This is a genomic window from Cupriavidus sp. 05N38 (assembly GCF_056397345.1).
On record NZ_JBFTNF010000014.1, the window covers coordinates 22,014 to 46,950 of the forward strand.

A 24,937-nucleotide genomic window follows, 5' to 3' on the forward strand; every position below is an offset into this window, starting at 1 on the left:
TTTTATGAACAACCCGGCAATTGACGGCGCCTATGTGCTGCCGTTCGAGCAGTTGCGCAAGGAAGATGTGGAAACCGTGGGGGGCAAGAACTCGTCGCTGGGCGAGATGATCTCCCAGCTGGCCGAGGCCGGCGTGCGCGTTCCCGGCGGCTTTGCCACCACCTCGCTCGCGTTCCGTGACTTCCTCACCCACAACAACCTCACCCAGCGCATTTCCGATCGCCTCAAGGCCCTCGACGTCGACGACGTCAAGGCAYTGGCCGAGGCCGGCGCCGAGATCCGCGACTGGGTCGTCAAGGCCCCGTTCCAGCCCCGTCTCGAGCAGGAAGTCCGCGAGTTCTACGCCCGTGCCGAAGAGCGCGAAGGCGCCGAAGCCTCGTTCGCGGTGCGCTCGTCGGCCACCGCCGAAGACCTGCCCGACGCCTCGTTCGCCGGCCAGCAGGAGTCCTACCTGAACGTCAGCGGCATCGACGACGTGCTGGACAAGATCCGCCACGTGTTCGCTTCGCTGTACAACGACCGCGCCATTTCCTACCGCGTGCACAAGGGCTTTGCCCATGACGTGGTGGCGCTGTCGGCCGGCGTGCAGCGCATGGTGCGCTCGGACGTGGGCGCTTCCGGCGTCATGTTCACCATCGACACCGAGTCGGGCTTCCAGGAAGTGGTCTTCATCACTTCCAGCTACGGCCTGGGCGAAACCGTGGTGCAGGGCGCGGTCAACCCCGACGAGTTCTACGTCTTCAAGCCCACGCTGGAAGCCGGCAAGTACCCGATCATCCGCCGCTCGATCGGCTCCAAGCTGATCAAGATGGAATTCACCGCGCCGGGCGAAGCCGGCCGCGTGAAGACCGTGGACGTGCCCATCGAACTGCGCAACCGCTACTCGATCACCGACGCGGACGTGGCCGAGCTGGCCAAGTACGCCGTCATCATCGAGAAGCACTACGGCCGYCCGATGGACATCGAATGGGGCCGCGACGGCCGCGACGGCAAGATCTACATCCTGCAGGCGCGCCCGGAGACCGTGAAGAGCCAGTCCGCCGGCAAGGCCGAGCAGCGCTTCAAGCTCAAGGGCACGGCACCCGTGCTGACCAGCGGCCGCGCGATCGGCCAGAAGATCGGCACCGGCCGCGTGCGCGTGATCAACGACCCRGCGGAAATGGAACGCGTGCAGCCCGGCGACGTGCTGGTCGCCGACATGACCGACCCCAACTGGGAGCCGGTGATGAAGCGCGCGGCTGCCATCGTCACCAACCGCGGTGGCCGTACCTGCCACGCTGCCATCATCGCGCGCGAACTGGGCGTGCCGGCCGTGGTCGGCTGCGCCGATGCCACCGACGTGCTCAAGGACGGCACGCTGGTGACGGTGTCGTGCGCCGAGGGCGATGAAGGCCGTATCTACGACGGCCTGCTCGAGACCGAGGTCACGGAAGTGCAGCGCGGCGAAATGCCGGAAATCGACGTCAAGATCATGATGAACGTCGGCAACCCGCAACTGGCCTTCGACTTCTGCCAGATCCCGAACCAGGGCGTGGGCCTGGCCCGCCTCGAGTTCATCATCAACAACAATATCGGCGTCCACCCGAAGGCCATCCTCGACTACCCGCAGGTCGACGCTGACCTGAAGAAGGCCGTGGAAAGCGTGGCCCGCGGCCACGCCAGCCCGCGCGCGTTCTACGTCGACAAGCTGGCCGAAGGCATCGCCACCATCGGCGCGGCGTTCTACCCGAAGCCCGTCATCGTGCGCCTGTCGGACTTCAAGTCCAACGAGTACAAGAAGCTGATCGGCGGTTCGCGCTACGAGCCGGACGAGGAAAACCCGATGCTGGGCTTCCGCGGCGCCTCGCGCTACATCTCCGAAGACTTCGCCGAAGCCTTCGAGATGGAATGCAAGGCCATGAAGCGCGTGCGCGACGACATGGGCCTGACCAATGTCGAGATCATGGTGCCGTTCGTGCGCACGCTCGGCCAGGCCGAGAAGGTGATCGAGCTGCTGGCCAAGCACGGCCTGAAGCGCGGCGAGAACGGCCTGCGTATCATCATGATGTGCGAAGTGCCGTCCAACGCCATCCTGGCCGAGGAATTCCTGCAGTTCTTCGACGGTTTCTCGATCGGCTCGAACGACCTGACCCAGCTCACGCTGGGCCTGGACCGCGACTCCGGCATGGAACTGCTGGCCAAGGACTTCGACGAACGCGACCCGGCGGTCAAGTTCATGCTGTCGCGCGCGATCTCCACCGCGCTGCGCCTGGACAAGTACGTCGGCATCTGCGGCCAGGGTCCTTCGGATCACCCGGACTTTGCCGAGTGGCTGGCCAAGGAAGGCATCAAGTCGATCTCGCTGAACCCGGACTCGGTCATCGATACCTGGAAGCAACTGGCTTCCTGAGGCATTTGAAGTCACAATAGCGGTACACCGGCCCTGCGCCAGGTGTTCCGAACCCCCGCAGGCGCCCTGGCGCTGCGGGGGTTTTTCAATTGGGACTGCTGATCGGTAGGGGGGGAGATGGCGCCGTACTACATCTGGTTTGCACTGGCCGCGGTGCTGGTGATCGCGGAACTGGCGCTCGGCACCTTGTACCTGCTGATGGTGGCACTTGGGGCCGCCGCCGGCGGCCTTGCCGCGCTGGGGGGGCTTGCCGCGGCCAGCCAGACCGTGCTGGCCGCGCTGGTGGCCCTGGCCGGCTTCGTGGTGCTGCGGCGCTCCCGCTACGGCCGCACGCGGCGCGATGCTGCCGAGTGCGATCCCAACGTCAACCTGGACATCGGCCAGGAGCTGGAAGTGCCGGCGTGGGGCTCGGGCGGCCGTGCGCGGGTGCGCTACCGCGGCACCGAATGGGATGTCGAGCTACAGCCCGGCGCCGCCGCGGCGCCCGGGCGCTTCCGCATCGTCGAGGTGCACGGCAACACCCTGTTCGTCAGCCCGCGCTAGGCGTTTGGTCCTGGCGCGGGCCTGTTTCCCGCGGTTTTTATTCCGTTCTGTCTTTCTTCAACCCCCTCACGGAGGTCACATGTTCGAGTTCTTCGGCAGCCTGCTGCCCCTGCTGGTCCTGGTCGCTGTGATCGTGCTGGTGGCGCAGAGCTTCAAGATCGTGCCGCAGCAGCATGCCTGGGTGCTGGAGCGCCTCGGCAAGTACCGCGCGACGCTGACGCCGGGCCTGACCGTGGTGCTGCCTTTCATCGACCGGGTGGCCTACAAGCACGTGCTGAAGGAAATCCCGCTCGACGTGCCCAGCCAGGTCTGCATCACGCGCGACAACACGCAGTTGCAGGTGGACGGCGTGCTGTATTTCCAGGTCACCGATCCGATGAAGGCGTCCTACGGCTCGAGCAATTTCGTGGTTGCCATCACCCAGTTGTCGCAGACCACGTTGCGCTCGGTGATCGGCAAGCTGGAGCTGGACAAGACCTTTGAAGAGCGCGACTACATCAATCACAGCGTGGTCAACGCGCTCGATGAAGCCGCCGCCAGCTGGGGCGTGAAGGTGCTGCGCTACGAGATCAAGGACCTCACGCCGCCCAAGGAGATCCTGCATGCCATGCAGGCCCAGATCACCGCCGAGCGCGAAAAGCGCGCGCTGATCGCGGCGTCGGAAGGCAAGCGCCAGGAGCAGATCAACCTGGCCACGGGCGCGCGCGAGGCGGCCATCCAGAAATCGGAAGGCGACCGCCAGGCCGCCATCAACCGGGCGCAGGGCGAGGCCTCGGCGATCCTGGCCGTGGCCGAAGCCAATGCGCAGGCGATCGAGAAGATCGGGCGCGCCATCCGCACCGATGGCGGCATGGAGGCGGTCAACCTGAAGGTAGCGGAGGAATACGTGGGCGCCTTCGGCAACCTGGCCAAGCAGGGCAACACCCTGATCGTGCCGGGCAACCTCGGGGAGATGAGCAGCATGGTGGCGGCCGCGCTGCAGATCGTGAAAGCGCAGAAGGCCTAGCGGATACAGGGAAGGCAAGGAGGGCAGGCAAGGGCGCGCGCGACGCACGCGGCTGGCGCCAGGCGGGAGCGTTGCTCCCCGCGCCTTATTCCTTCGTCGCGCCCTTCATGATGCGCGCCTTTTCGCGCTGCCAGTCGCGGTTCTTCTCGGTTTCGCGCTTGTCGAACTGCTTCTTGCCCTTGGCCAGGCCGATCTCGCATTTGACGCGGCCGCGCGTGTAATGCAGGTTAAGTGGCACGATCGTGAAGCCGCGCTGCTCCACCTTGCCGATCAGCCGCTTGATTTCCTCGGCCTTGAGCAGCAGCTTGCGGGTACGCACCGCATCGGGGTTGATGTGGGTCGAAGCGCTCTGCAGCGGGCTGATGTGGGCGCCGATCAGGAACAGCTCGGCATCGCGCACGACCACGTAACCCTCCTTGATCTGCACGCGACCCGCGCGGATCGCCTTGACTTCCCAGCCCTCGAGCACGATCCCCGCCTCGTATCGCTCTTCGATGAAGTAGTCGAAAAAGGCCTTCTTGTTGTCTGCGATGGTCATGCGATCCGGGTAGAGGAGATGAAGGTAAGAAAAAACAAAAAACAAAAAACAAAAAAACGAAAAACCAGAAATCAGATGGGGAAGCCGGGCGGGTGGGCCGCGCCGCCGGGAGGCCGCCAGGCGCCCTTGCATTGTGGCCAGGACGCGGCCGGGATGCCGATGTGCCGTGCGTGGGCTAAAATTGCGATTCTAGCAAACCGGCCCGCCCCGGTGGATCCCGCAGTGCGTCATGCCGCGCCCGGGATTCGTTCGGGCCGTGCTTGCTTTCCCGATACACCCGATTTCCCGATACATGGCAGACGTCCATAAATCCGTGCTGCTCGGCCACTCCGCCGAGCAGATGTACAACCTGGTCACGCAAGTCGAGGACTATCCCAAGTTCCTCCCCTGGTGCGGTGGCGTGGAGGTGTTCGAGCAGACCGAGACCATGCTCGACGCCAAGATCCACATCCACTTCAACGGCATCAAGCAGTACTTCCATACCCGCAACACCCAGGAGCGGCCCACCCGCATCGATATGGTGTTCGAGGACGGCCCCTTCAAGGTCTTCAGCGGATCCTGGCGCTTCACGCCGCTGCGCGAGGACGCCTGCAAGATCGAGTTCCACCTGCACTACGAGTTCTCCAGCTTCCTGCTGGAGAAGATCATCGGACCGGTGTTCAGCATGATCGCCAATACCTTCGTCGACGCCTTCGTCAAGCGGGCCGAGGTGGTGTATGGCAATGGCTGACGCGGCGGCCGGCACGGTGCGCGTATCGGTGTGCTACGCCCGCCCTGAAGGCGCCTTCCTGAGGGAAATCGAGGTGGCGCCCGGCACCAGCGTCATCGGCGCGATCGGCGCGTCCGGGTTGCTGCAGGCCTGCCCGGAGGTGGATCCCGCCACCCTGCGCGTGGGCATCTTCAGCAAGCTCAAGACCCCCGACACCGTCGTGCGCGACGGCGACCGTATCGAAGTCTATCGCCCGCTGGTGGCGGATCCGAAGTCGGCGCGCCGCAAGCGCGTGCTGAAAACCCGTCGCGGCGGCACCAGGGAAGGCCAGAAATGGCTGCGCGGCGGCTGACGCGCAAGGCGCTCCGTTTCCTCGCCTAGGCGCAGTTTTCCGCGATGCTCGCGTTCGCGCGCTGCATTTCGGCCTGGCGCTGGTCGTCGTTCAGGTGCTGCGCCGAGCCATCCGCGGCCGGCAGGGCAATGCGGCGGTTTTGCTGCAATGCCGTGGCGAAGTTGCGCATCTCGGTGCAGCGCACCTGGCGTTCCTGGGCGAGCTTGTCCCTGGTGGCTTGCTCGGCATCGGCCTTGAGCGCGTCCGCGCGGCGTTTCTGGAAGGCGTCTTCCGCGCTCGCGGCCGGCCTGGCCTCTGCTTTCGCCTCGCCTTTCAGCTCCGTCCTGGCATTCACCGACATGGCCGCCACGGCCGCCACGGCCGGCGCCGGCTCGGCGGGCCGCAAGGCGCCGGCAAAGCGCCCGGGGGCCTTGACCACGCTGGCGGGCGGCACCGAGGGCGGCGGCGGGACATCGCTGAACACGGTACGGCCGCTGGCGTCGCGCCATTGCCATTGCGCCTGGGCGATGCCGGACTGGCAAAGGCAGGCCAGGGCGGCGAGCGTGAGGAGCGCGAGCGGGCGGGCGGTCTTGCGCGCAGTCATTGGTTTCATTGGCTTGGGTCGGGGTGACGGCCTGCGGGGAACAATGGCTGCGAAGGGCGCGCGCTGCGGCAGGCCGCAACTGCCATCCGCAACGATTCGCAGTCGTCCCAGGCAGGCAGGAGATCCCCGCCCCACGAGTGACTCGCGCGCCCCTGACCGCCGGGATTGGCCGCTAGTTTAGGCAGACTTGCCGGTGGCGTGCAAGCGCACCGACCAGGCCACGCCGACCATCAACAACACAATGGCGGCAATCTCCAGCGGGCGCGGCAGGCGATGGTCGAACACAAAGCCATATGCCAGCGCGAACAGCGTCTCGAACACGATCATCTGGCCAGACAGCGTGAGCGGCAGTCGGCGGCTCGAGATATTCCACAAGTTGTTGCCGATCAGCGACGCGCCCAGTGCCACCGCCGCGTTGACCGTCCAGAACCAGTGCCAGTCGCGGCCGCTGCCGGCGGCGGCCAGGCTGTCGCCGGCCAGCAGCCAGCCAGCGATCGCCAGCACCACCGAGACCACGCCGGTGGAGATGCCGTACAAGGCCGACCATTCGTTGCCGCTGTACTGGGGGTTGCGCTGCAGGTAGCGCGCGTTGTCGACGGCATAGAGCGTCCAGCATACCAGCGCGCCTGCCGCGCACATGACGCCCGCCAGGCGCTCCCATGCCGGGCGCAGCGCCGCCGCGCCGGCCTGCCCGTGGGCGCCGCCACCGCCGCCGAACAGGTCGATGTTGATGCAGGCGATGCCCGCGGCCACCACCAGCAAGGGCCAGATCAGCCGGGACAGCGGCACCGCGCCGTGGTCGCGCCTGCCCATGATGGTGACCGAGATGGGCAGGATGCCGATGATCAGCGACGTCGGGCCGACGCCGGCCAGCTGCACGCCGAAGGCCAGCAGCACGTAGTAGAGCAGGTTGCCGGTGAAGGCCTGGCGCAGCAGGGCCACGCAATCGGCGCGGGTCAGCTTGCGGGCGATGCGCTTCATCAGCGGCAGCGCGGCAATGAACGCGACCAGCCCATAGGCCAGGTAGCGGCCGATCGCGAGTTCCCACGGCGAGAACACGGGCAGCAGCTTGGGGGCGATAAACACCATGCCCCAGAACGCGCCGGCCAGCAGGCCGCACAGTACGCCGATACCCATCTTGGTCAGACCTATGCCGGAAAAAGGACAAAGAGCATAGCAGACTCGCACAAGGGCACTCGCAGGCGCGTCAAGAAACGTGCCATTCCTGTATAATTCGGTTTTGCGCCTAGAGGAATTGCTATGCGTCTTGTCCAGAAAGCACTCACATTCGATGACGTGCTGCTTGTGCCGGCCTATTCGTCGGTACTGCCCCGTGATGTTTCCCTCCGTACCCGCCTGACCCGTTCGATCGAGCTGAACATTCCGCTGGTATCCGCCGCCATGGATACCGTCACGGAAGCCCGCCTGGCGATCGCCATGGCGCAGGCCGGTGGTATTGGCATCGTCCACAAGAACCTGAAGCCGGCCGACCAGGCTCGCGAAATCGCGCGCGTGAAGCGCTACGAATCCGGCGTGCTGCGTGATCCGATCACCATCCCTCCGGACATGAAGATCCGGGATGTGATTGCGCTGTCACATCAACACGGTATTTCCGGTTTCCCCGTGCTGGAAGGCAAGACCGTGGTCGGCATCATCACCAACCGCGACCTGCGCTTCGAGGAAGACCTGGAAGCCCCCGCGCGCGCCAAGATGACGCCGCGCGAAAAGCTGGTGACGGTGGGCGAGGACGCCTCGCTGGAGGACGCCAAGCGCCTGATGAACCGCCACCGCCTCGAGCGCGTGCTGGTGGTCAACCRGGCTTTCGAGCTGCGCGGCCTGATCACCGTGAAGGACATCCAGAAGGCCGTGGAGCACCCGCTGGCCAGCAAGGACGACCGCGGCCAGCTGCGCGTTGGCGCGGCGGTCGGCGTGGGCCCGGACAATGACGAGCGCGTGGACCTGCTGGTCAAGGCCGGCGTGGACGTGATCGTGGTCGACACCGCGCATGGCCACAGCCAGGGCGTGCTGGACCGCGTGCGCTGGGTCAAGCAGAACTATCCGCAGGTGCAGGTGATCGGCGGCAATATCGCCACCGGCGCCGCCGCGCGCGCGCTGGTCGATCATGGCGCCGACGGCGTCAAGGTCGGCATCGGCCCGGGCTCGATCTGCACCACCCGCATCGTGGCGGGCGTAGGCGTGCCGCAGATCACCGCGGTGTCCAACGTGGCCGAAGCCCTCAAGGGCACCGGCGTGCCGCTGGTGGCCGATGGCGGCATCCGCTACTCGGGCGACGTCGCCAAGGCGCTGGCAGCCGGCGCGCACGTGGTCATGATGGGCGGCATGTTCTCCGGCACCGAAGAAGCGCCGGGCGAAGTGTTCCTGTACCAGGGCCGCTCGTTCAAGAGCTACCGCGGCATGGGCTCGGTGGGCGCGATGAAGGACGGCGCGGCCGATCGCTACTTCCAGGAAGACAATACCGCCAACGTCGACAAGCTGGTCCCCGAAGGGATCGAAGGCCGCGTGCCCTACAAGGGTGCGGTCACGGCGATCATCCACCAGCTGTGCGGTGGCGTGCGTGCTTCCATGGGTTATTGCGGCAGCAGCTCCATCGCCAGCTGGCACGAGACCTCGGAGTTCGTGCAGATCACGGCCGCGGGCATGCGCGAGTCGCATGTGCACGATGTGCAGATCACCAAGGAAGCGCCGAACTACTACATCGACTAAGTCGCTTTGACCCAGTGGCTGCGCGGGGCGCGATGCCCCGCCAGTCACACGGCCCGGTACAGCTTTCTGCCGGGCCGAGCCGGCCGCGCCCCCAGGCCGGGCCTTACGCCTGACCGGAGGAGATTTCATGAAAGTTCTGCTGCGAGCTGTGCTGTTTCTCGATGCCTTGCTGGATCTGCTGCTCGGCATCGTCCTGCTGCTTTCGCCTTTCACGACGCTCTACAGCGCGCTGCAGTTGCCGCAGCCCCAGCCCCCCCTCTACGGGCAGTTGCTCGGCGTGGCGCTGATCGGCCTGGCCTTGCTGCTGTGGCAGGCCACCATCAACGGGCAGCTCACGGTGGCGGTGGCACGCACGGTGGGCCAGGTCAACCTGGTCAGCGCGGTGCTGATCGTGGCCTGGATGCTCATGCTCGACCTGCCGGTGCAGGGCGCGGGCAAGATCTGGCTGCCGGTGCTGGCCGCGGTGCTGGCATTTTTCGCGGCCGTGCAGTTGCCGGCGGCCAAGCGCGTGCGCGTGCGCGAGCGTGAACTGCGCGCGCAGCGCGAACTGCAGAAAGATTCGCAAGACAAGGATGCCGGCGCGCCCCCCGTGGCAGGCCGGCCGCAATCACCCGAATACCGGCGCGAGCCTGGTTTCACGCCACCGCCCGGCTATGGCCCGGGCACGGAAGTGATGCCCGACCCCGCGCCGGACGACACGTCATCCGCCCATCATGCACGACAAAATCCTCATCCTTGATTTCGGCTCGCAGGTAACGCAGCTGATCGCCCGCCGCGTGCGCGAAGCGCACGTCTACTGCGAGATCCACCCGAACGACGTGTCGGAAGAATTCGTGCGCGAGTTCGCGCCCAAGGCCATCATCCTGTCCGGCAGCCACGCCAGCACCTACGAAGACCATCAGCTGCGCGCGCCGCAGGCCGTGTGGGACCTCGGCGTGCCGGTGCTGGGCATCTGCTACGGCATGCAGACCATGGCCGTGCAGCTCGGCGGCAAGGTGGAGTGGAGCGATCACCGCGAATTCGGCTACGCCGAAGTGCGTGCGCATGGCCACACCGCGCTGCTCAAGGACCTGGAGGATTTCTCCACGCCCGAAGGCCACGGCATGCTCAAGGTCTGGATGAGCCATGGCGACAAGGTCGCCGAGCTGCCGCCGGGCTTCAAGCTGATGGCATCCACGCCGAGCTGCCCGATCGCCGGCATGGCCGACGAGGCGCGCGGCTACTACGCCGTGCAGTTCCACCCGGAAGTCACGCATACCGCCAAGGGCCGCGACATCCTCGACCGCTTCGTGCAGAAGATCGCCGCCGCCAGGCCCGACTGGGTCATGCGCGACCACATCGCTGAAGCCGTCAACCGGATCCGCGAGCAGGTCGGCGACGAAGAAGTGATCCTCGGCCTGTCCGGCGGCGTCGATTCGTCGGTGGCCGCGGCGCTGATCCATCGCGCCATCGGCGAYCAGCTSACCTGCGTRTTCGTCGAYMACGGCCTGCTGCGCCTGAACGAAGGCAAGATGGTGATGGAAATGTTCGCCGGCCGCTTGCATGCCAAGGTCGTGCACATCGACGCCGCCGAGCAGTTCCTCGGCCACCTCGCCGGCGTGACCGATCCGGAAGCCAAGCGCAAGATCATCGGCCGCGAGTTCGTCGAAGTGTTCCAGGCCGAAGCCAAGAAGCTAAGCAAGGCCAAGTGGCTGGCGCAAGGCACCATCTACCCCGACGTGGTCGAGTCCGGCGGCACCAAGACCAAGAAAGCCACCACCATCAAGAGCCACCACAATGTGGGCGGCCTGCCGGAAACGCTGGGCCTCAAGCTGCTCGAACCGCTGCGCGACCTGTTCAAGGACGAAGTGCGGGAACTCGGCGTGGAACTCGGCCTGCCGCCCGAAATGGTCTACCGCCACCCGTTCCCGGGCCCGGGCCTGGGCGTGCGTATCCTGGGCGAGGTCAAGCGCGACTACGCCGAACTGCTGCGCCGCGCCGATGCCATCTTCATCGAAGAACTGCGCGGCACGCTGGCCACCGAGAAGGACGCCGCCGCCGGCCTGTGCGAACCCGCGCAAGTGGGCAAGAGCTGGTATGACCTGACCAGCCAGGCCTTCGCCGTGTTCCTGCCGGTCAAGTCCGTCGGCGTGATGGGCGACGGCCGCACCTACGACTACGTCGTCGCGCTGCGCGCGGTACAGACCACCGACTTCATGACGGCGCACTGGGCGCACCTGCCGTACGCGCTGCTGGGCCGCTGCTCGAACCGGATCATCAACGAGGTGCGGGGGCTGAACCGGGTGGTGTATGACGTGTCGGGCAAGCCGCCTGCGACGATCGAGTGGGAGTGAAACCGGGTTCTTCGGGGACTATCGAAAAAGAAGCGCCGGGCTGAATTTCGATTCCTCGCCCAACGGCTTTGCCGCCGGCTACTTGCCGAGCGCAGGGCAGAAGGGCAGGTACGGCGTGGCTGTAGCTGTCCGGCACAGGTTTTGACCGCGGGACGGAAGATGGACCCGAAGCCGCGCGCGTTGCGCCCCAATGCTGCCGTTCGGCCTGGCAAGTCCGAACGGCAGCGATGGCGGGCAGGGGTTGGTCGAATTGTCAGCGCAAGCGGCTGCTTCCGACCCCGTCACGGACAGAGGCTGCGATCTCGCCTGCGCCTGATGTTGCCCTGCGCTTGAACCAAAGCGCCAGCACAGGGAAGAGGATGGTGGCCGCCACGATCGTGAAGAACACGTCGGCGCCCCCCGCGCGCAGCATGACAGCGCCGGTGATTGGCCCGAGGATGCCGCCAATGCGGCCGATGCCGTACATCCATGCGATGCCTGCCGAGCGGCCATGCGTCGGGTAGAACGCTGCAGCGAGGCCGCCCATCGAGAATATCGCGCCATTCAGGCCCACGCCGGCAAGCAGGATGCTGGCGGCGAGCCAGATCGGGCTGCCGGCCTGTTGCCCGATCAGCCAGACCGAGGCGCCGCCCAGGGCAAATGCCAGCGCCACGACGCTGTTGCGCTCGAAGCGGTCCATCAGCCAGCCGACAAGGAAGGCGCCAATGATGCCGCCCAGGGCCAACAGGCTGGTCGCGATCGTCGCCTGCCGCAAGGTCGCGCCTGACTCCTGGATCAGCGTGGGCATCCAGCCCATCAGCAGGTAGTAGGCGAACGTGCCGGCGAAGTAGGTCAGCCACAGCGCCAGCGTTCCCGCGCGCAGCGGCTTCGACAGCATGACGGCCATCCCCGATCCGGGGCCCTTGGGCTGATCTTCGGAAAAGGCAAAGCGCGCGCCTTCGAAGTCATGCGCCGGGGCGATGCGGCGAAGCACGGCGGCAATCCGTTCGGCCGGCCACTGGCGCAGCACCATGAAACGCAGCGGCTCCGGCACCGTGAAATGCACGACAATCGCCAGGGCGATCGGCATGAACGCACCCACCACGAACAGGCTCTTCCAGCCGTAGGCCGGAATCAGCAGCCCGGCGGTCATGCCGCACGCCGCCGCGCCGATCATTCCTCCGCAGCCCATGGTATTGACGAGTAGCGCGCTGCGCCTTGCCGGTGCGTACTCGTAGACGAGTGTCGTGGCTCCCGGCACCGCCGCGCCGATGCCAAGGCCGGTGAGAAATCGCCAGATACCCAGCGAAAGCGGCGTTTCGGCAAACATGCTGCCGAAGCTGCACAGGCCGAACAGGATCATGGAGGCAACCATCACGGTCTTCGGCGTGGTGCGGTCGAAGAGAGGGCCGGCCAGCAGGGCGCCGATCGCCATGCCGAGGATCGATGCGCTCATGACGGGCCCGAAGACCGCCTTGTCCAGGTGCCATGCCTGCATCAGCACCGGGACAACGAAGCCGACGGCGAAGGCATCGTAGGTGTCGATGGCAATGGTCAGGAAGCAGACGACCAGGATCAGCCATTGATATGGCGAGAACCGCTGTCCGTCGATGAACTGCTTTACGTCAATGGTCTTTTTGGCATCTGTCATCGTGTCTCCTCCCAGAGGGGCGTTGCATTGGCGTTGGTCTACGCTGTTGTTGTGCCTGGCTTGTACAGGGACCGCTTCGGGGCGGCGAAGAGCCGGTTGTGGAGAGCGTCCCGATCAGGAGGCTGAGGCTAGCGATCGCGCTGCTTCGCATCCCAGCGACTGTCGTCCATGACCAGCCGGAAACCGAGGTGAGACATGCCGCTGTCAGGGTCGGTGCCGCGTCGGGCACTGGGGCGATAGCTCAGGCAGTAGTCCTCGTTGCAGAGGAAGGAGCCGCCGCGCGTGACGCGCTTCGGCGCGTTGACGGGAACGCCGGGCTCGCCCGGATCCCAGGAGGCCACGGGACCCGCGGGATTCTCGATCAGCCGGCCGAGAGCGGCTTCGCGCTGAAACTGGTCGGGCCGGTACCAATCCGTTACCCACTGCCAGGCATTGCCGGTCATGTCATGCAGGCCGTAGCCGTTGGCCGGGAAGGTGCCGACCGGGCTCGTGCCCGGCGCGCCGCCCGCCTTGGGACTCACCACGGGAAAGGGCTGCGCCTGCTGCCCCTGCCAGGCGTTGGCCATCTGCTTGCCGTCGGGGGCGAACTTCTCGCCCCACGCATAGGTCGCCTGCGCCAGGCCGCCGCGTGCCGCGAACTCCCACTCCGCTTCCGTCGGCAGGCGCTTGCCGGCCCATCGGGCATAGGCCTGCGCGTCTTCATAGGAGACCTGCACCACCGGGTGGTCGTCCTTGCCATCGATCGACGTGCCGGGCCCGCCCGGATGGCGCCAGTCGGCGCCCGCAACGTAGCGCCACCAGCGTGAATAGTCCTGCAGCGGCACCGGCCGCGATGTGCCCACGAACACCATGCCGCCCGGCACCATCGCGCTGGCGGGCGGGCGCGGCGTGCCCGGCGGCAGTTGGACCTTCAGGGTGTCCCATTCAGGGGTCTTTTCCGCAGTGGTGACGTAACCGGTGGCCGCGACGAATTTGCGGAACTCGGCATTGGTGACGTGATGCTGGTCCATCCAGAAGCCATGGACGCGCACCTTGTGCGCGGGCTTCTCGTTGTCCTGGGCCATCTTGCTGTCGCTGCCCATCAGGAATTCGCCGCCGGGGATGTGGACCATGCCCCGCGGCCCGCTAACGCCATCTCCAGGCCTGGCGACGACGGCGCCCGGTGCATGGGTGCGTGCCTGCCACCAGGCAAGGCCGCCGCCGGTGGCGGCGGCAACGCATGCCACGAAGGCCAGCATGATTGCGCGGCCGTGGCGCCGCGTGGCCAGCCGGCCGCCTCCCGATGTCTTCACCGCTCGTGCCCCGAGCTGCCCGCTGCGTTCCATCGGAGACTCCTATTGCCGCCCGGCAGCCTGCTGCCGCTTCTGCTGCAGGAAGTCCTGCACCATGTTCGAGCGGTCAAACGACTTGGCCGCTTGCACCGGCGGATATTCCCCCAGCGTTTGCAGGTGGTTCCCGATCAATTCGCCCAGCGGGCCCGCCATCCACGCTGCCTTCTGCACCAGATGACCGTAGGAATCCTTGCTGTCATAGCTTTCGAACGGGTCGCTGCGCAGGTTGAACAGCATGGTGATGGTGCGGGGACGCAGGTCGCTGTAGTAATCCTCCTTCACCGAGAAGTGGAACTTCCACGGGCCCATGCGCACCGCCGCCAGCTTGCTCTCGTAGTAGTAGAGAAAGTCCCGCCGCGCGCTTTCCTGCGACTTGCCGGTCCAGTAGTCGACGTTGTTGATCCCGTCGATGTACTGCTTCTTCTCGCGCTGCATCTGCTCCGCCACGTCGGGAGCGCCGGCTACGGCCGCGAAGCTGGTGAACATGTCCTGATGCGCCTGGATGCCGTTCTTGATCTGGCCCGGCTTGATGACGCCCGGCCAGCGCAGCATGGACACCACCCGGACGCCGCCTTCGTAGGTCGTCATCTTCTCGCCACGGAAGGGCGTAGTCGCGCCATGCGGCCACGACGAGTGCTCCGGGCCATTGTCGGTCGAGTACCAGACGATGGTGTTGTTGTCCAGGCCGCTGCGCTTGAGATAGTCCAGTACGAGGCTGATATCGTGATCGTGCTGGAGCATGCCGCCGCCGTGCAGGTCATCTTCATGCGTGTACCTGGCTGCCGCGTAACGCCACTTGTCGTTGAGGTGGGTGTACAGATGCATGCGGCTGGTGTTGAGCCAGACGAAGAACGGCTTGTCTTCCTGTTTTGACTTCTGCATGAAGTCGATGGCCTTTGGAATGACTTCCTCCGCATCGAAGTCCTCCATCCGCTTCATGGTGAGCGGGCCGGTGTCCTCGATCTTCTGCCGGCCTACGCGCCCGAAGCGCGGATCCGTGCTGGCGTCGTCGCTGTCCGTGGCGAAGGCGTGGAGCACGCCGCGCGGCGCGAACCTCTGCGCGAATGCCTTGGGCCCGCCCGGATAGTCGCTCGCGTAGTGCTTGTAGTCGTGGTACTCCGGCTGTTCTTCGACGTTGAGGTGATACAGGTTGCCGAAGAATTCATCGAAGCCATGCGCCGTCGGCAGGTTCTCGTTGTGGTCGCCCAGATGGCTCTTGCCGAAGTGTCCGGTACGGTAGCCAAGGCGCTTGAGCACCTCGGCCAGGCTGGGCGATTCAGCTTTCAGGCCGAGCTTGTCGCCCGGCTGGCCGACCGTGGTCATGCCGGAGCGGATCGGGTATTGCCCGGTGATGAACGCCGCGCGCCCCGCCGTGCAGGACGGCTGCGCATAGTGGTCGGTAAAGCGGATGCCGGCCATGCCGATGCTGTCGATGTTCGGCGTGGTGTACCCCATGGTGCCCATGCCATAAGCGCTGATGTTCTGCCAGCCRATGTCATCGCCCCAGATGACGAGGATGTTCGGCCTGCTGCCCTGGGCCGCGGCGGCAAACGGGCTGGCAACGGCAACGGCCAGTCCCGTCGCGATCGCGGCCAGCGCGCGTTTCATTCGTTCGGTCATGATTCTTCCCGGTGAAGGTGAGGGTCAGGCTTGGCGCAATGCCACCGGCCGCTTCCAGCCCATCCTGCCGCGCAGGGCGCCCAGTTGCCGCAGGGCGCCGGGGCCCTGCACGTACTGGCCGGGAAAGCCCATCGTGCGTAGCATCTGTGCATTCTCCGAAGCGATTCGTCAGGCGGAAAGGCCCGGCAGGCCGCCCGAGATGTATTTCATGCCGTTGTCCTGCGCACGGATGGCCTGGTCCACCCAGGCCTTGATCTGGCCGGCATCCGACAGGCTGATGAAGGAGCCGTCCGGCATGAAGTTCACGTTTGCGCCAATGACCTGGAAGATCACGTCGGTCGGGCCGTCGTTGTCGGCCGGCGTGTTGAACTGGTGGATCGAGCCACCCGGTTCATACAGATAGCAGCCGGCGGTTTGCTTCTGGTCGGGGTACTCGGTGTAGTACCAGCTGCCGCTCATGGTGTAGAAGTGAACCACGCCGGTGTGGAAGTGCAGCGGCAGCGTCAGCCCGGGCGCGAAGCGGGCGCGGATGATCCATACGCCGTTGCAAGGGTCCAGGAACAGCGGGAAGATCTCGATGCCTTCATGGCCGCCGAAGGCCTTCAGGAAGGGGTGCGCGGTGGTGTCGACGTACAGGAGCTTGTCCTGATGGGTGATGGTTTCGGGAAGTGCCATGGTCAGGGTCTCCTGGATCAGAAATTGGTGCGCAGAGCAAAGGTCGATGGCAGTCAATGGCAGGCATAGCCACCGTCGACCACCAGTTCGGTGCCGGTGACATAGGCGGAGTCATCGCTGGCCAGGTACAGGACGGCGCCCGCGACTTCGTCGGGCGTGCCGCGGCGCTTGAGCGGGATCTCGCCGCCGATGCGCATGCGCGAGGCCATCAGCTCGGCTTCGCTCAGGCTGCCGGTGTTGCCGCTGGCGAGCAGCGGCGTATCGATGTAGCCGGGATGCAGGCTGTTGACGCGGATGGCATAGCCTTTTTCGGCGCAGTGCAGCGCCACGGACTTCGACAGAAAGCGAACGCCTGCCTTGGACGCACTGTAGGCGGGCGCCATCGGCTCGCCGCAGATCGCAGTGATCGACGACACGTTGATGATCGAGCCGCCCTTTGCCTTCATCAGCGCGAGCCCATGCTTGCAGCCCAGGAAGACGCTCTTGAGATTGACGTTGAGGATCTTGTCGAAGTCTTCGAGCGTGCAGGTTTCAATGGTCTGGGAGATGGCAATGCCGGCATTGTTCACCAGCACGTCCAGCCGGCCTTCGGCCACGCGGATATGGTCCAGCACGCGCAGCCAGTCGGCTTCCTGCGCGACATCGTGCCGCAGGAAAGCAGCTTGCAGTCCTGCCTGCCTCAGTTCCGCTTCGGCCTGCCGGCCGCCGGTCTCGTTGATATCGGTGAAGAAGACCCGGGCGCCTTCCCGGGCCAGTCGTCGCGAGAAGGCGAGGCCCATGCCCGAGGCGCCGCCGGTGACGAGTGCGATCTTGTCCTGCATTCGCATGGTCGATATGTCCTTGTCTGTCAAAGGTGGGATTTGGCGCGCCTGGTGCGATGGATGAGCACCAATGCCGCGCCGCGTGCTGGCGCAGTGAACCGGTCCGGCGCTGCCGGACGGTGGGTGTCGCTGCGGTAGCCGCGACGACGGGGGTTGTCTCCTGGTTCTTGTCTTTCGGGCGTTGATACGCCACTCGATGGGTAGTAATGCTAAGTGGGCGCGCGCGTCGGTGTTATGGCATATTCGGACAGATAGTTATCATTTCCGGACAACCCAATTCCTTCGCGCCGATGCGTACCGTCAGGCATGTTCCCCGTCACAATGGACCGAGCGTGCAGCTGCTGCTGCAGTTCGGGCTCGACCATGGCTTGTCGGGGGATCGCTGCCTGCAAGGGACCGGCCTGAACTGGCAGCAACTGGCCAACCCGGGCGCCGTGGTGGAAGCGGAGCAGGAGTTGCGGCTGATACGCAACCTTGTGAATGCGCTGGGACATGCCCCGGGCCTGGGCATCGATGCTGGCCTGCGCTACCGGCTGGCGACCTATGGCATCTGGGGGTTTGCGCTGCTGAGTTGCGCCACGCTGCGCCATGCCATCGGCATGGCGGTGCGCTATCTCGATCTCTCGTATCCGTTTCCCGATATCCACACCGAAGTGGTGGGGGACACGCTGGTTTCCACCCTCGACGACAGCAAGGTGCCGGAAGACGTGCGCACGTTTATCGTCGAGCGCGACTGCGCGAGCATGACGAGCATCATGCGCGACCTGATCCACACCACGTTGCCCGTGCAGAGCGTCAGCCTGCGCATGCCGGAGCCTGCCGATGCTCGCCCCTACCTGGCGCTGTTCGGCATCATGCCGCGCTTCGCGGCTGCGGAGAACCGCATCGTCAAGGACGCATCCGGCTATCTTGACCATCCGCTGCCGGGCGCCAGCGCCGAGGTGGCGAGCCAGTGCGAAGCGCAATGCCAGGCGATGCTCGCCCGCCGGCAGGCGCGCGATGGCCTTGCGGGCAAGCTGCGCGACCGCATGGTGGCCCGGCCGGGCCAGTGGCTGGACATGGAGACGCTAGCCGGAGAACTGCATATGACCTCCCGCACATTGCGCCGCCGCCTGGTGGAGGAGGGCACCAGCTTCCGCCAGCTGCAGGAAGAAGTGCGCGAAGCACTGGCCGAGGAGTTGCTCGCCAGCGGCCTGACGCTGGAGCAGGTGGCCGAAGCGCTCGGCTATGGCGAGGTCTCGAATTTCATCCGCGCCTGCCGGCGCTGGAAGGGCGTCACGCCCAACCGGTATCGGGATCGTCTCCGGCAGGCGGGCTGACCAGGGCAAGGGACCGGCGGCGCCGGATCAGCGCGAGCCGCAGTCGATCTCGATGGTGCTGGCGTTGAGATAGCGGTTCTCGACGATGTGCCGCACCAGTCCGGCGAACTCGGCGGCCTTGCCCATGCGGCGCGGGAACAGCATCTTCTCCAGCAAGCCGTCGGCCACCTTCTGCGGCATGGCGGCCGACATGCCGGATTCGAACAGCCCGGGCGCGATCGACATCACGCGTATGCCGTGTTCGGCCAGGTCGCGCGCGATCGGCAGCGTCATGCCGACCACGCCCGCCTTGCTGGCGCTGTATGCGGCCTGTCCCATCTGGCCGATCCTGGCCGCCATCGACGCGGTATTGACGATCACGCCGCGCTCGCCGCCTTCATCCGGGGTATTGGCACTCATCGCCAGCGCCGCATGGCGAATCACGTTGAACGTGCCGGTGAGGTTGACGCCGAGCACCTGGTTCCACAGGTCCATCGGAAAGAGCTGCCCTTTGGACAGCGTCTTGCTCGGGCCCAGCACGCCCGCGCAGTTGACGGCGACATGGACTGCGCCGTGCGCTTGCAGCGCGGCTTGCACGCCGGCCTTGACGCTGGCCTCGTCGGAAACATCCACGGCGATGGCCGTCATCGCCGGGCCCATTGCCTCGGCGAGCCGGGCGGCATCGCGGTCGAAGCCCACCACCGTGGCGCCGGCCGCGGCCAGTGCCTCGCATGTCGCGAATCCCAGGCCGGAAGCGGCACCGGTGACGATAGCGATCTTGTTCTGAAGGTTCATGTCTGAAGATCCTCTGGAAAAAAACGGGGAAGGGCCGCCAGGGCGGCCCTTCCCCCACGCATCAGGCCGCGTCCGTATTGATTTCAACGACCGCGTCGGCGGCGTACGCGCCCTCGCCCTGCGGCATCGCGAAGACCGGGTTCAGGTCGATCGATTGCAGGCGCGGCCCCGCGGCCACGGCGAAGGCCGACAGGCGCGAGAGCGTGCGCGCCAGCGCCGGGATATCCGCGACCGGCCGGCCCCGCGCGCCCAACAGCAGCGGCGCGCCCTTGATCGAACGGATCATGGTTTCGGCCACGTCCTCGCCGAAGGGGCAGCGGTGGAACACCACGTCCTTGAGCACCTCCACGAATACGCCACCGAGACCGAACATGGCGATCGGGCCGAACACCGGGTCGCGGTTGATCCCCATGATGCATTCGACGCCGCCGCCCAGCTGCTTTGCCACCAGCACGCCTTCGATGCGCGCTTCGGGCGCGGCCTTGGCGGCGCGTTCCATCAGCGTGGCAAAGCCACTGCGCACGGCTGCCTCGTCGCTCACGTTCAGCAGCACGCCGCCGATCTCGGACTTGTGCAGGATGTCCGGGGACAGGATCTTCATCACCACCGGGTAGCCGATCTCGCGCGCCGCCAGCACGGCGGTCTCGACCGCGCTGCAGGCGCTCTCCGGCGCGCTGGCGATGCCGGCTTCGGCCAGCAGCTTCTTGCCCTGCGCCTCGCTGGGCGTCTGCGCCGGCAGGGCCACCGGTCCGACCTGCGGCGCGGGCGCCAGCGGCTGCATGGCGAAGGCGCGGCCGAAACGGCCCATGGCGGCGATCGCGGCGACGGCGCGGGTCGGGTCCTCGAACACCGTAAAGCCCTCGGCCTCGTAGTTGCGCAGTACCTCGCGCGGGCCGCGCAGCACCAGCACATAAAGCCGGTCCGGATAAGCGGCGCGCACCCGTGCGAGCTGCTCGCGCAGCACCGGCGCCACCTGGCCCGTGGTGCCGGCATAGCTGAAGAAGCCCAGCACCGTGCGATAGCCGCCTTCGGTGAGCATCATGTCCATGAACGGCTGCACCAGCGTCGGGTCGTTGATGAACTGCGCCGTGGTGTCAACCGGATTGCGCGGGGCGCAGATGGGCAGCCGCTTGAGCAGCGCGGCCTGCGCGGAGGCGGGCATTTCTGGCATCGGCACGCCGTATTCCTCGGCGGCGTCCGACACGATCACGCCGGCGCCACCGCTGACGGTGATCACGCCCAGCGTGTTGTCGGCCGGGAACACGCTGCGCGTGGCCAGCCGGACAATGTCGAGCATTGCTTCGGTGGTGTAGGCGCGCACCACGCCGAGCTCTTGCAGCACGGCATCGACCACCGCATCGTTGCCGGCGATCGACGCGGTGTGCGACTGTGCCGCGGCGCCACCCACCTCGCTGCGGCCGACCTTCATCATCACCACCGGCTTGCGCGCGGCGCGCGCGGCCTTCAGCGCGTCGACAAGGCCGTCGCCATCGTTGATGCCTTCGGAGTAGAGGGCGATCACATCGGTGTTGGGATCGTCCACCATCAGCCTGACGATCTCGCCGAGCGTCAGGTCGGCCTCATTGCCGGTCATGACGATGTTCGACAGGCCGACATCCGAATCCACCATGGCTGATACCAGGTGGCTGCCGTACGCGCCGGACTGGCTGACGATACCGACCCGGCCGGCGCGCACGTCGTCGATGCCAGCCAGTGAGGAGAAGCTGCCGACAAAGCCGGTATGCAGGTTGACGAGGCCGAGCGAATTCGGCCCGAGCAGGCGCATGCCGGTGCGTCGTGCCGCGGCCACCAGCTCGGCCTGCATGGCCACGCCGTCGCCGCCGACTTCGGCAAAGCCGGCGCTGAACAGGATGGCCGCGGGCACGCCGCGTTCGCCCAGTGCGTTCAGCACTTCCAGCACCTGGCCGGAGGGGACGGCCACGATGGCCACGTCAGGGACTTCCGGCAAGGCCGCGACCGAGGGCCAGGCCTGCAGGCCCTGCACTTCACGGCGATTGGGGTTGACCGGCAGGATGCGTCCCGCATAGCCAAGCTTGCGCATGGAGGCGATCGGCCGGCCGCCGATTCGCAATGGATCGTCCGAGGCGCCGATGATGGCGACCGAACGCGGGTTCAACAGTCGTTCCAGGGAGGCAGTCGTATTCATGGATCAGGCTGGCAGGGTTGTGGGCAGGAGGCAGGAACCGCTGGCCGGATCAGGCAAGCGTGAAGGTCGGCAGCGGCGCGCCGCCGTCCGACGGCGAGAAGCGCAGCTGCACCTTCTGGCCGATCCGGACCGTGTCGAGATCGCAATCGACGATCTGCGTCATCATCGTGACGCCTTCGTCCAGCGCGACGTAGGCCATGCAGAACGGCGTCGGACCGGCGCGCCGCGTGACGCTGAACGAATAGATCGTGCCGCGGCCGCTGGCCTGCTTCCAGTGCGTCGTGCCCAGGCAGAACGGGCACAGCGTGCGCGGGTACCAGTGGGGCTTGCCGCAGCTGTCGCAGTGGCGCACCAGCAGGCGGCCTTCGCGCGCGGCGGCCCAGAATTCCGTGTTGTCGGGATGCTCGGCGGGCGCTTTGAATGGGGTAGGGGTGTAGGGTGTGGTCATGGCTGTGCTCGATGCCTGCAGTCAGGCGTTATTCGCGTTCCAGGATGAGGGTGGCGCTGCCGTGGCGCGAGCCCAGCAGGCCGCCGGTGCCCTGTGCCAGCGCCAGTCCGCAGTTCTTGACCTGCACGGCCGGGTGGGCTTCGCCGCGCAGCTGGCGCACGGCCTCGATCACCTTGGTGATGCCGCCGCGGTTGGCCGGGTGGTTGTTGCACAGGCCGCCGCCGTCAGTGTTGAAGGGCAGCTTGCCGATGCCGGAAATCAGGTTGCCGTCGGCGACGAACTTGCCGCCTTCGCCCTTCTTGCAGAAGCCCAGGTCTTCGAGTTGCATCAGCACCGTGATGGTGAAGCTGTCATAAATCGACGCATACTGGATGTCGGCGGGCGTGACGCCGGCTTCGGCGAAGGCTGCCGCACCGGAGGCGCGGGCCGCGGACCAGGTGAGGTCGACCTTGCCGCCCAGCTGGCCCTTCACATGCTCGCCCGCGCCAAGGATCCTGACCTTCGGCCGGTTCAGCTTCGCCGCGATTTCCGGGCGCGCCACGATCAGCGCGCCGCCGCCGTCCGACACCACGCAGCAGTCCAGCTTGTGCAGGGGGTCCGAGATCATCGGCGAGTTCAGCACGTCTTGCACGGTCACCACGTCGCGCAGCATGGCGTTGGGGTTGTGCTGGGCATGGTGCGAAGCAGCCACCTTGATCCACGCCAGCTGTTCGCTGGTGGTGCCGTACTCGTACATATGGCGCATGGCGACCATGGCGTACGAATTGACCGTAAGCGGGCTGTACGGTGCCTCGAAGGGCAGGTCGGGCAGGTTGTCGCCCCAGTTGCGCGGCTTGGTGCCGCTGGAGCCTTCGGAGCGCGGGCGTCCCGCCAGCGTGATCAGCGCCACGTTGCACTTGCCCATGGCGATGGCCTGCGCGGCGTGCGAGACGTGCGCCAGGTAAGAGGAGCCGCCGGTCTCGGTGGAGTCCACGTGGCGCACGTTCAGGCCGAGGTAGTCGACCATGTTCAGCACGCCCAGGCCCGGGGCATCGCCCGCGCAGAAGTAGCCGTCGACGTCGGCCAGTGTCAGGCCGGCGTCTTCCAGCGCGCCCCTGGCGCATTCTGCGTGCAGCTGGGCCACGGTCTTGTCCGGTGCCTTGCGGGTCGGGTGCTCATAGGCGCCGACGATATAGGCCTTGCCTTTGATGCTCATGCTTGCTTCCTTGGGTCAGTAGGGGGGGAGGACAGGTGTTGCTGGCGTGCGGCCGGCAAACGCCGCGTGCGTCATTCCGGCTCGATGCCGGCCAGTGTGATCAGGCGCTTCCACATCTGCTGGTCGGCGACGATGGTCTGGCGCAGCTCGGCGCCGTTCGCGGGAAAGGCCAGGCTGCCGCGCGCGCCGTAGTGCGCGAGCGCCTCCGGCGAGTTCACGAACTCCAGCGTGTACCGCGCGAGCTTGTCGACGACAGCCTGCGGCGTGCCGGCCGGCGCGAACAGGCCGGTCCAGCTGTTCACCGCTGCCGCCGGCATGCCGGCCTCGGCCATGGTGGGCACGTCCTTGAGCTGCGGCATGCGTGCGTTGGCGGTGACCGCCAGCGCGCGCAGCTTGCCCGACTGCACGTGGGGCACCACGGCCGATACCTCGACGACGCCGTAGTCGACCACGCCGCTCATCAGGTCGGGCAGCAGCGTGCTCATGGCCTTGTAGGGAACGCTCACGGCCTGGATCTTCGCGGCGTCGTTGAACGCGGTGAGGATGGTCCGGTAGCCCGTGCTCGAGGTGCCGAAGTTAAGCGTGCCCGGTTTCGCCCTGGCCGCGGCAACCAGGTCGGCCACCGTGCGGTACGGCGAGGTGGCCGGCACGACCAGCGCGACCGGAATCACCGACATGCGCGCGATCGGCACGAAGTCCTTCAGCGGGTCATAGGGCAGCCGCTTGAAGAGGAAGGGGTTGGCGGCCATGGCGCCGGACGCCGAGAGCAGCAGCGTGTAGCCATCCGGCGCGGACTTGGCGACATAGTCGCAGGCCAGGATCATGTTCGCGCCGGGCTTGTTCTCGACCACGAAGCTCTGCCCGAGTTTCTGTCCCAGGTGCCTGGCCAGCAGGCGCGTGTAGTCATCGGCGCCGGTGCCGGCGCTGGTGATCGAGACGATGCGCACCGGCCGCTCCGGATACGCCTGCGCCGCGGCTGGCATTGGCAGCGCGGGCAGGCAGAGCAACGCAAGCAACGTACGCAAAGGCCCGCGGGCCCGTTCTGCAAAACAGCTCATGTCTTCTCCGTGGTTTTCGTAGCGGCCAGGTGCCCGAGGCGGCCCGGCTTGCTGGTAGCGCGCGATGCGCGTCATGCGGCCTCGGCAGCGGCGCCGCGCTGCCGACGCCAGTGATCAGGCGTCCTGCGCGGCCGGCACGCGCCGGTGCACAGGCCACAGCAGCTTCGCCGCCTCGCCGTCCTCGTGGTAGGTGTGGCAGCTGCCGATCAGCACGGGCTTCGGCATGGGCCCGGTGCCCTCGCCCGGCCAGCGGCCTTTGCGCTCGCGGCGGCCGATGGCCATGGTGGTCTGCGTGGCGGTGGTGGCCAGCGGGCCGAGCAGTTCGGTCAGATGGGTGCAGCCGCGCACGCCGCCCACGATCGCCCTGGCCTGCTGGCGGAAGCCGCCGCGGATCTGCAGGCCTATCAGGCCGGCGTAGGCAGACTCGATCGCGCGGCAGTACTCGGTCGGGCCGGTTTCGATCACGGCCTTCACGTCGTGGATCAGCAGCGCCCGGTCCATCGTCACCACGATGCGCATATGGTGGATGGCGCCGCCCGGCGGCACCTGCTTGAACAACAGGTCGGTTCCGGTGGGGCTGAGGTCGCGCAGTTCGGCCTCGATCTCGAGCATGCCATCGCTGCGCTCGTACCCGTGGCAGGTCACCTGTCGCGTGTGGATGGCGGTCCGGTCAGTCGTGCTGGTCATCATGGTCGGGCTCCATGCCCGCGCGCGCGGCGCGG

At 66.6% G+C, this 24,937-nt stretch carries 23 protein-coding genes; 9 read left to right on the forward strand and 14 right to left on the reverse strand.

Features of this window, described 5'->3' with window-relative positions:
- The first annotated feature begins 4 nt into the window (after nt 1–4).
- The 3 genes from ppsA (at nt 5) to AC1DK4_RS13120 (ending at nt 3,938) form a co-directional block, all read left to right on the forward strand.
- Entirely contained in the window at nt 5–2,389 is a 2,385-nt protein-coding gene (ppsA, locus tag AC1DK4_RS13110) for a phosphoenolpyruvate synthase (protein ID WP_441613490.1), read from the forward strand.
- Nucleotides 2,390–2,506: 117 nt separating this feature from the next.
- The gene (locus tag AC1DK4_RS13115) at nt 2,507–2,932 is read left to right on the forward strand and encodes an NfeD family protein (RefSeq protein WP_441613491.1); all 426 of its coding nucleotides are present in this window, start codon (nt 2,507–2,509) and stop codon (nt 2,930–2,932) included.
- A 79-nt stretch (nt 2,933–3,011) separates the two neighbouring features.
- The gene (locus AC1DK4_RS13120; RefSeq protein WP_441613493.1) at nt 3,012–3,938 is read left to right on the forward strand and encodes an SPFH domain-containing protein; all 927 of its coding nucleotides are present in this window, start codon (nt 3,012–3,014) and stop codon (nt 3,936–3,938) included.
- A gap of 85 nt (nt 3,939–4,023) precedes the next feature.
- On the opposite strand, the gene smpB is transcribed toward AC1DK4_RS13120, so the two are convergent.
- Complete coding sequence (gene smpB / locus AC1DK4_RS13125; protein ID WP_441613494.1) at nt 4,024–4,476, reverse strand: SsrA-binding protein SmpB; 453 nt, start codon at nt 4,474–4,476, stop codon at nt 4,024–4,026.
- A gap of 292 nt (nt 4,477–4,768) precedes the next feature.
- Here smpB and AC1DK4_RS13130 point away from each other — a divergent pair, with 292 nt between their 5' ends.
- Complete coding sequence (locus AC1DK4_RS13130; RefSeq protein ID WP_441613495.1) at nt 4,769–5,206, forward strand: type II toxin-antitoxin system RatA family toxin; 438 nt, start codon at nt 4,769–4,771, stop codon at nt 5,204–5,206.
- On the forward strand, nt 5,193–5,537 hold the full coding sequence (locus AC1DK4_RS13135) for an RnfH family protein (protein ID WP_441613496.1): 345 nt from the start codon (nt 5,193–5,195) through the stop codon (nt 5,535–5,537). The genes AC1DK4_RS13130 and AC1DK4_RS13135 overlap by 14 nt, the downstream gene beginning before the upstream one ends.
- A gap of 25 nt (nt 5,538–5,562) precedes the next feature.
- Here the strand turns inward: AC1DK4_RS13135 and AC1DK4_RS13140 are convergent, their stop codons facing one another.
- Together AC1DK4_RS13140 and AC1DK4_RS13145 are read right to left on the reverse strand one after the other, a co-directional pair.
- On the reverse strand, nt 5,563–6,129 hold the full coding sequence (locus AC1DK4_RS13140) for a DUF4124 domain-containing protein (protein ID WP_441613497.1): 567 nt from the start codon (nt 6,127–6,129) through the stop codon (nt 5,563–5,565).
- Between the two features lie 168 nt (nt 6,130–6,297).
- Nucleotides 6,298–7,257, reverse strand: a complete 960-nt coding sequence (locus tag AC1DK4_RS13145) for a DMT family transporter (protein ID WP_441613498.1) — start codon at nt 7,255–7,257, stop codon at nt 6,298–6,300.
- A 123-nt stretch (nt 7,258–7,380) separates the two neighbouring features.
- Here AC1DK4_RS13145 and guaB point away from each other — a divergent pair, with 123 nt between their 5' ends.
- The 3 genes from guaB to guaA all read left to right on the forward strand — a co-directional run bounded on the left by guaB (nt 7,381) and on the right by guaA (nt 11,177).
- A complete protein-coding gene (gene guaB / locus AC1DK4_RS13150; RefSeq protein ID WP_477131576.1) occupies nt 7,381–8,844 on the forward strand; it encodes an IMP dehydrogenase in 1,464 nt (487 codons plus the stop codon).
- Between the two features lie 127 nt (nt 8,845–8,971).
- Nucleotides 8,972–9,583 (forward strand): hypothetical protein, encoded by a 612-nt coding sequence (locus tag AC1DK4_RS13155; RefSeq protein ID WP_441613500.1) that lies wholly within the window; start codon nt 8,972–8,974, stop codon nt 9,581–9,583.
- Complete coding sequence (guaA, locus tag AC1DK4_RS13160; protein ID WP_477131577.1) at nt 9,558–11,177, forward strand: glutamine-hydrolyzing GMP synthase; 1,620 nt, start codon at nt 9,558–9,560, stop codon at nt 11,175–11,177. The genes AC1DK4_RS13155 and guaA overlap by 26 nt, the downstream gene beginning before the upstream one ends.
- A gap of 253 nt (nt 11,178–11,430) precedes the next feature.
- Here guaA and AC1DK4_RS13165 read toward each other — a convergent pair whose 3' ends face one another.
- The 5 genes from AC1DK4_RS13165 to AC1DK4_RS13185 form a co-directional block, all read right to left on the reverse strand.
- The gene (locus tag AC1DK4_RS13165; protein WP_441613502.1) at nt 11,431–12,807 is read right to left on the reverse strand and encodes an MFS transporter; all 1,377 of its coding nucleotides are present in this window, start codon (nt 12,805–12,807) and stop codon (nt 11,431–11,433) included.
- 128 nt (nt 12,808–12,935) lie between these two features.
- Nucleotides 12,936–14,045, reverse strand: coding sequence for a formylglycine-generating enzyme family protein (locus AC1DK4_RS13170; protein ID WP_441613577.1), 1,110 nt, complete (start codon nt 14,043–14,045; stop codon nt 12,936–12,938).
- 96 nt (nt 14,046–14,141) lie between these two features.
- Nucleotides 14,142–15,758, reverse strand: a complete 1,617-nt coding sequence (locus AC1DK4_RS13175; protein WP_441613503.1) for an arylsulfatase — start codon at nt 15,756–15,758, stop codon at nt 14,142–14,144.
- Nucleotides 15,759–15,926: 168 nt separating this feature from the next.
- Nucleotides 15,927–16,433, reverse strand: a complete 507-nt coding sequence (locus tag AC1DK4_RS13180; RefSeq protein WP_441613504.1) for a 2,4'-dihydroxyacetophenone dioxygenase family protein — start codon at nt 16,431–16,433, stop codon at nt 15,927–15,929.
- Between the two features lie 53 nt (nt 16,434–16,486).
- Nucleotides 16,487–17,260, reverse strand: a complete 774-nt coding sequence (locus AC1DK4_RS13185) for a glucose 1-dehydrogenase (protein WP_441613505.1) — start codon at nt 17,258–17,260, stop codon at nt 16,487–16,489.
- A gap of 326 nt (nt 17,261–17,586) precedes the next feature.
- On the opposite strand from AC1DK4_RS13185, the gene AC1DK4_RS13190 reads away from it, so the two are divergent.
- A complete protein-coding gene (locus AC1DK4_RS13190) occupies nt 17,587–18,573 on the forward strand; it encodes an AraC family transcriptional regulator (RefSeq protein WP_441613506.1) in 987 nt (328 codons plus the stop codon).
- 27 nt (nt 18,574–18,600) lie between these two features.
- On the opposite strand, the gene AC1DK4_RS13195 is transcribed toward AC1DK4_RS13190, so the two are convergent.
- From AC1DK4_RS13195 to AC1DK4_RS13220, 6 genes are all read right to left on the reverse strand, one after another.
- Nucleotides 18,601–19,347 carry an SDR family NAD(P)-dependent oxidoreductase gene (locus AC1DK4_RS13195; RefSeq protein ID WP_441613507.1) on the reverse strand — a complete coding sequence of 249 codons (747 nt, stop codon included), beginning with the start codon at nt 19,345–19,347 and terminating at the stop codon, nt 18,601–18,603.
- A 61-nt stretch (nt 19,348–19,408) separates the two neighbouring features.
- Nucleotides 19,409–21,484, reverse strand: coding sequence for an acetate--CoA ligase family protein (locus AC1DK4_RS13200; protein ID WP_441613508.1), 2,076 nt, complete (start codon nt 21,482–21,484; stop codon nt 19,409–19,411).
- 79 nt (nt 21,485–21,563) lie between these two features.
- Nucleotides 21,564–21,962, reverse strand: coding sequence for a Zn-ribbon domain-containing OB-fold protein (locus tag AC1DK4_RS13205; protein ID WP_441613509.1), 399 nt, complete (start codon nt 21,960–21,962; stop codon nt 21,564–21,566).
- Nucleotides 21,963–21,990: 28 nt separating this feature from the next.
- Complete coding sequence (locus AC1DK4_RS13210; RefSeq protein WP_441613510.1) at nt 21,991–23,157, reverse strand: thiolase domain-containing protein; 1,167 nt, start codon at nt 23,155–23,157, stop codon at nt 21,991–21,993.
- A gap of 71 nt (nt 23,158–23,228) precedes the next feature.
- Nucleotides 23,229–24,215 (reverse strand): Bug family tripartite tricarboxylate transporter substrate binding protein, encoded by a 987-nt coding sequence (locus tag AC1DK4_RS13215; RefSeq protein WP_441613511.1) that lies wholly within the window; start codon nt 24,213–24,215, stop codon nt 23,229–23,231.
- A 114-nt stretch (nt 24,216–24,329) separates the two neighbouring features.
- Nucleotides 24,330–24,905 (reverse strand): DUF2889 domain-containing protein, encoded by a 576-nt coding sequence (locus tag AC1DK4_RS13220; RefSeq protein WP_441613512.1) that lies wholly within the window; start codon nt 24,903–24,905, stop codon nt 24,330–24,332.
- Nucleotides 24,906–24,937: the final 32 nt, after the last annotated feature.

Bases quoted from the DNA above. Each gene is read 5' to 3' on its own strand.
- AC1DK4_RS13140 (WP_441613497.1), bottom strand. From the start codon at position 6,129: ATGAAACCAATGACTGCGCGCAAGACCGCCCGCCCGCTCGCGCTCCTC.
- AC1DK4_RS13130 (WP_441613495.1), top strand. From the start codon at position 4,769: ATGGCAGACGTCCATAAATCCGTGCTGCTCGGCCACTCCGCCGAGCAG.
- AC1DK4_RS13155 (WP_441613500.1), top strand. From the start codon at position 8,972: ATGAAAGTTCTGCTGCGAGCTGTGCTGTTTCTCGATGCCTTGCTGGAT.
- smpB (WP_441613494.1), bottom strand. From the start codon at position 4,476: ATGACCATCGCAGACAACAAGAAGGCCTTTTTCGACTACTTCATCGAA.
- AC1DK4_RS13215 (WP_441613511.1), bottom strand. From the start codon at position 24,215: ATGAGCTGTTTTGCAGAACGGGCCCGCGGGCCTTTGCGTACGTTGCTT.
- AC1DK4_RS13180 (WP_441613504.1), bottom strand. From the start codon at position 16,433: ATGGCACTTCCCGAAACCATCACCCATCAGGACAAGCTCCTGTACGTC.
- AC1DK4_RS13210 (WP_441613510.1), bottom strand. From the start codon at position 23,157: ATGAGCATCAAAGGCAAGGCCTATATCGTCGGCGCCTATGAGCACCCG.
- AC1DK4_RS13205 (WP_441613509.1), bottom strand. From the start codon at position 21,962: ATGACCACACCCTACACCCCTACCCCATTCAAAGCGCCCGCCGAGCAT.
- AC1DK4_RS13220 (WP_441613512.1), bottom strand. From the start codon at position 24,905: ATGATGACCAGCACGACTGACCGGACCGCCATCCACACGCGACAGGTG.
- AC1DK4_RS13165 (WP_441613502.1), bottom strand. From the start codon at position 12,807: ATGACAGATGCCAAAAAGACCATTGACGTAAAGCAGTTCATCGACGGA.
- AC1DK4_RS13185 (WP_441613505.1), bottom strand. From the start codon at position 17,260: ATGCGAATGCAGGACAAGATCGCACTCGTCACCGGCGGCGCCTCGGGC.
- AC1DK4_RS13195 (WP_441613507.1), bottom strand. From the start codon at position 19,347: ATGAACCTTCAGAACAAGATCGCTATCGTCACCGGTGCCGCTTCCGGC.
- AC1DK4_RS13135 (WP_441613496.1), top strand. From the start codon at position 5,193: ATGGCAATGGCTGACGCGGCGGCCGGCACGGTGCGCGTATCGGTGTGC.
- AC1DK4_RS13170 (WP_441613577.1), bottom strand. From the start codon at position 14,045: ATGCTGGCCTTCGTGGCATGCGTTGCCGCCGCCACCGGCGGCGGCCTT.
- AC1DK4_RS13120 (WP_441613493.1), top strand. From the start codon at position 3,012: ATGTTCGAGTTCTTCGGCAGCCTGCTGCCCCTGCTGGTCCTGGTCGCT.
- AC1DK4_RS13145 (WP_441613498.1), bottom strand. From the start codon at position 7,257: ATGGGTATCGGCGTACTGTGCGGCCTGCTGGCCGGCGCGTTCTGGGGC.
- AC1DK4_RS13115 (WP_441613491.1), top strand. From the start codon at position 2,507: ATGGCGCCGTACTACATCTGGTTTGCACTGGCCGCGGTGCTGGTGATC.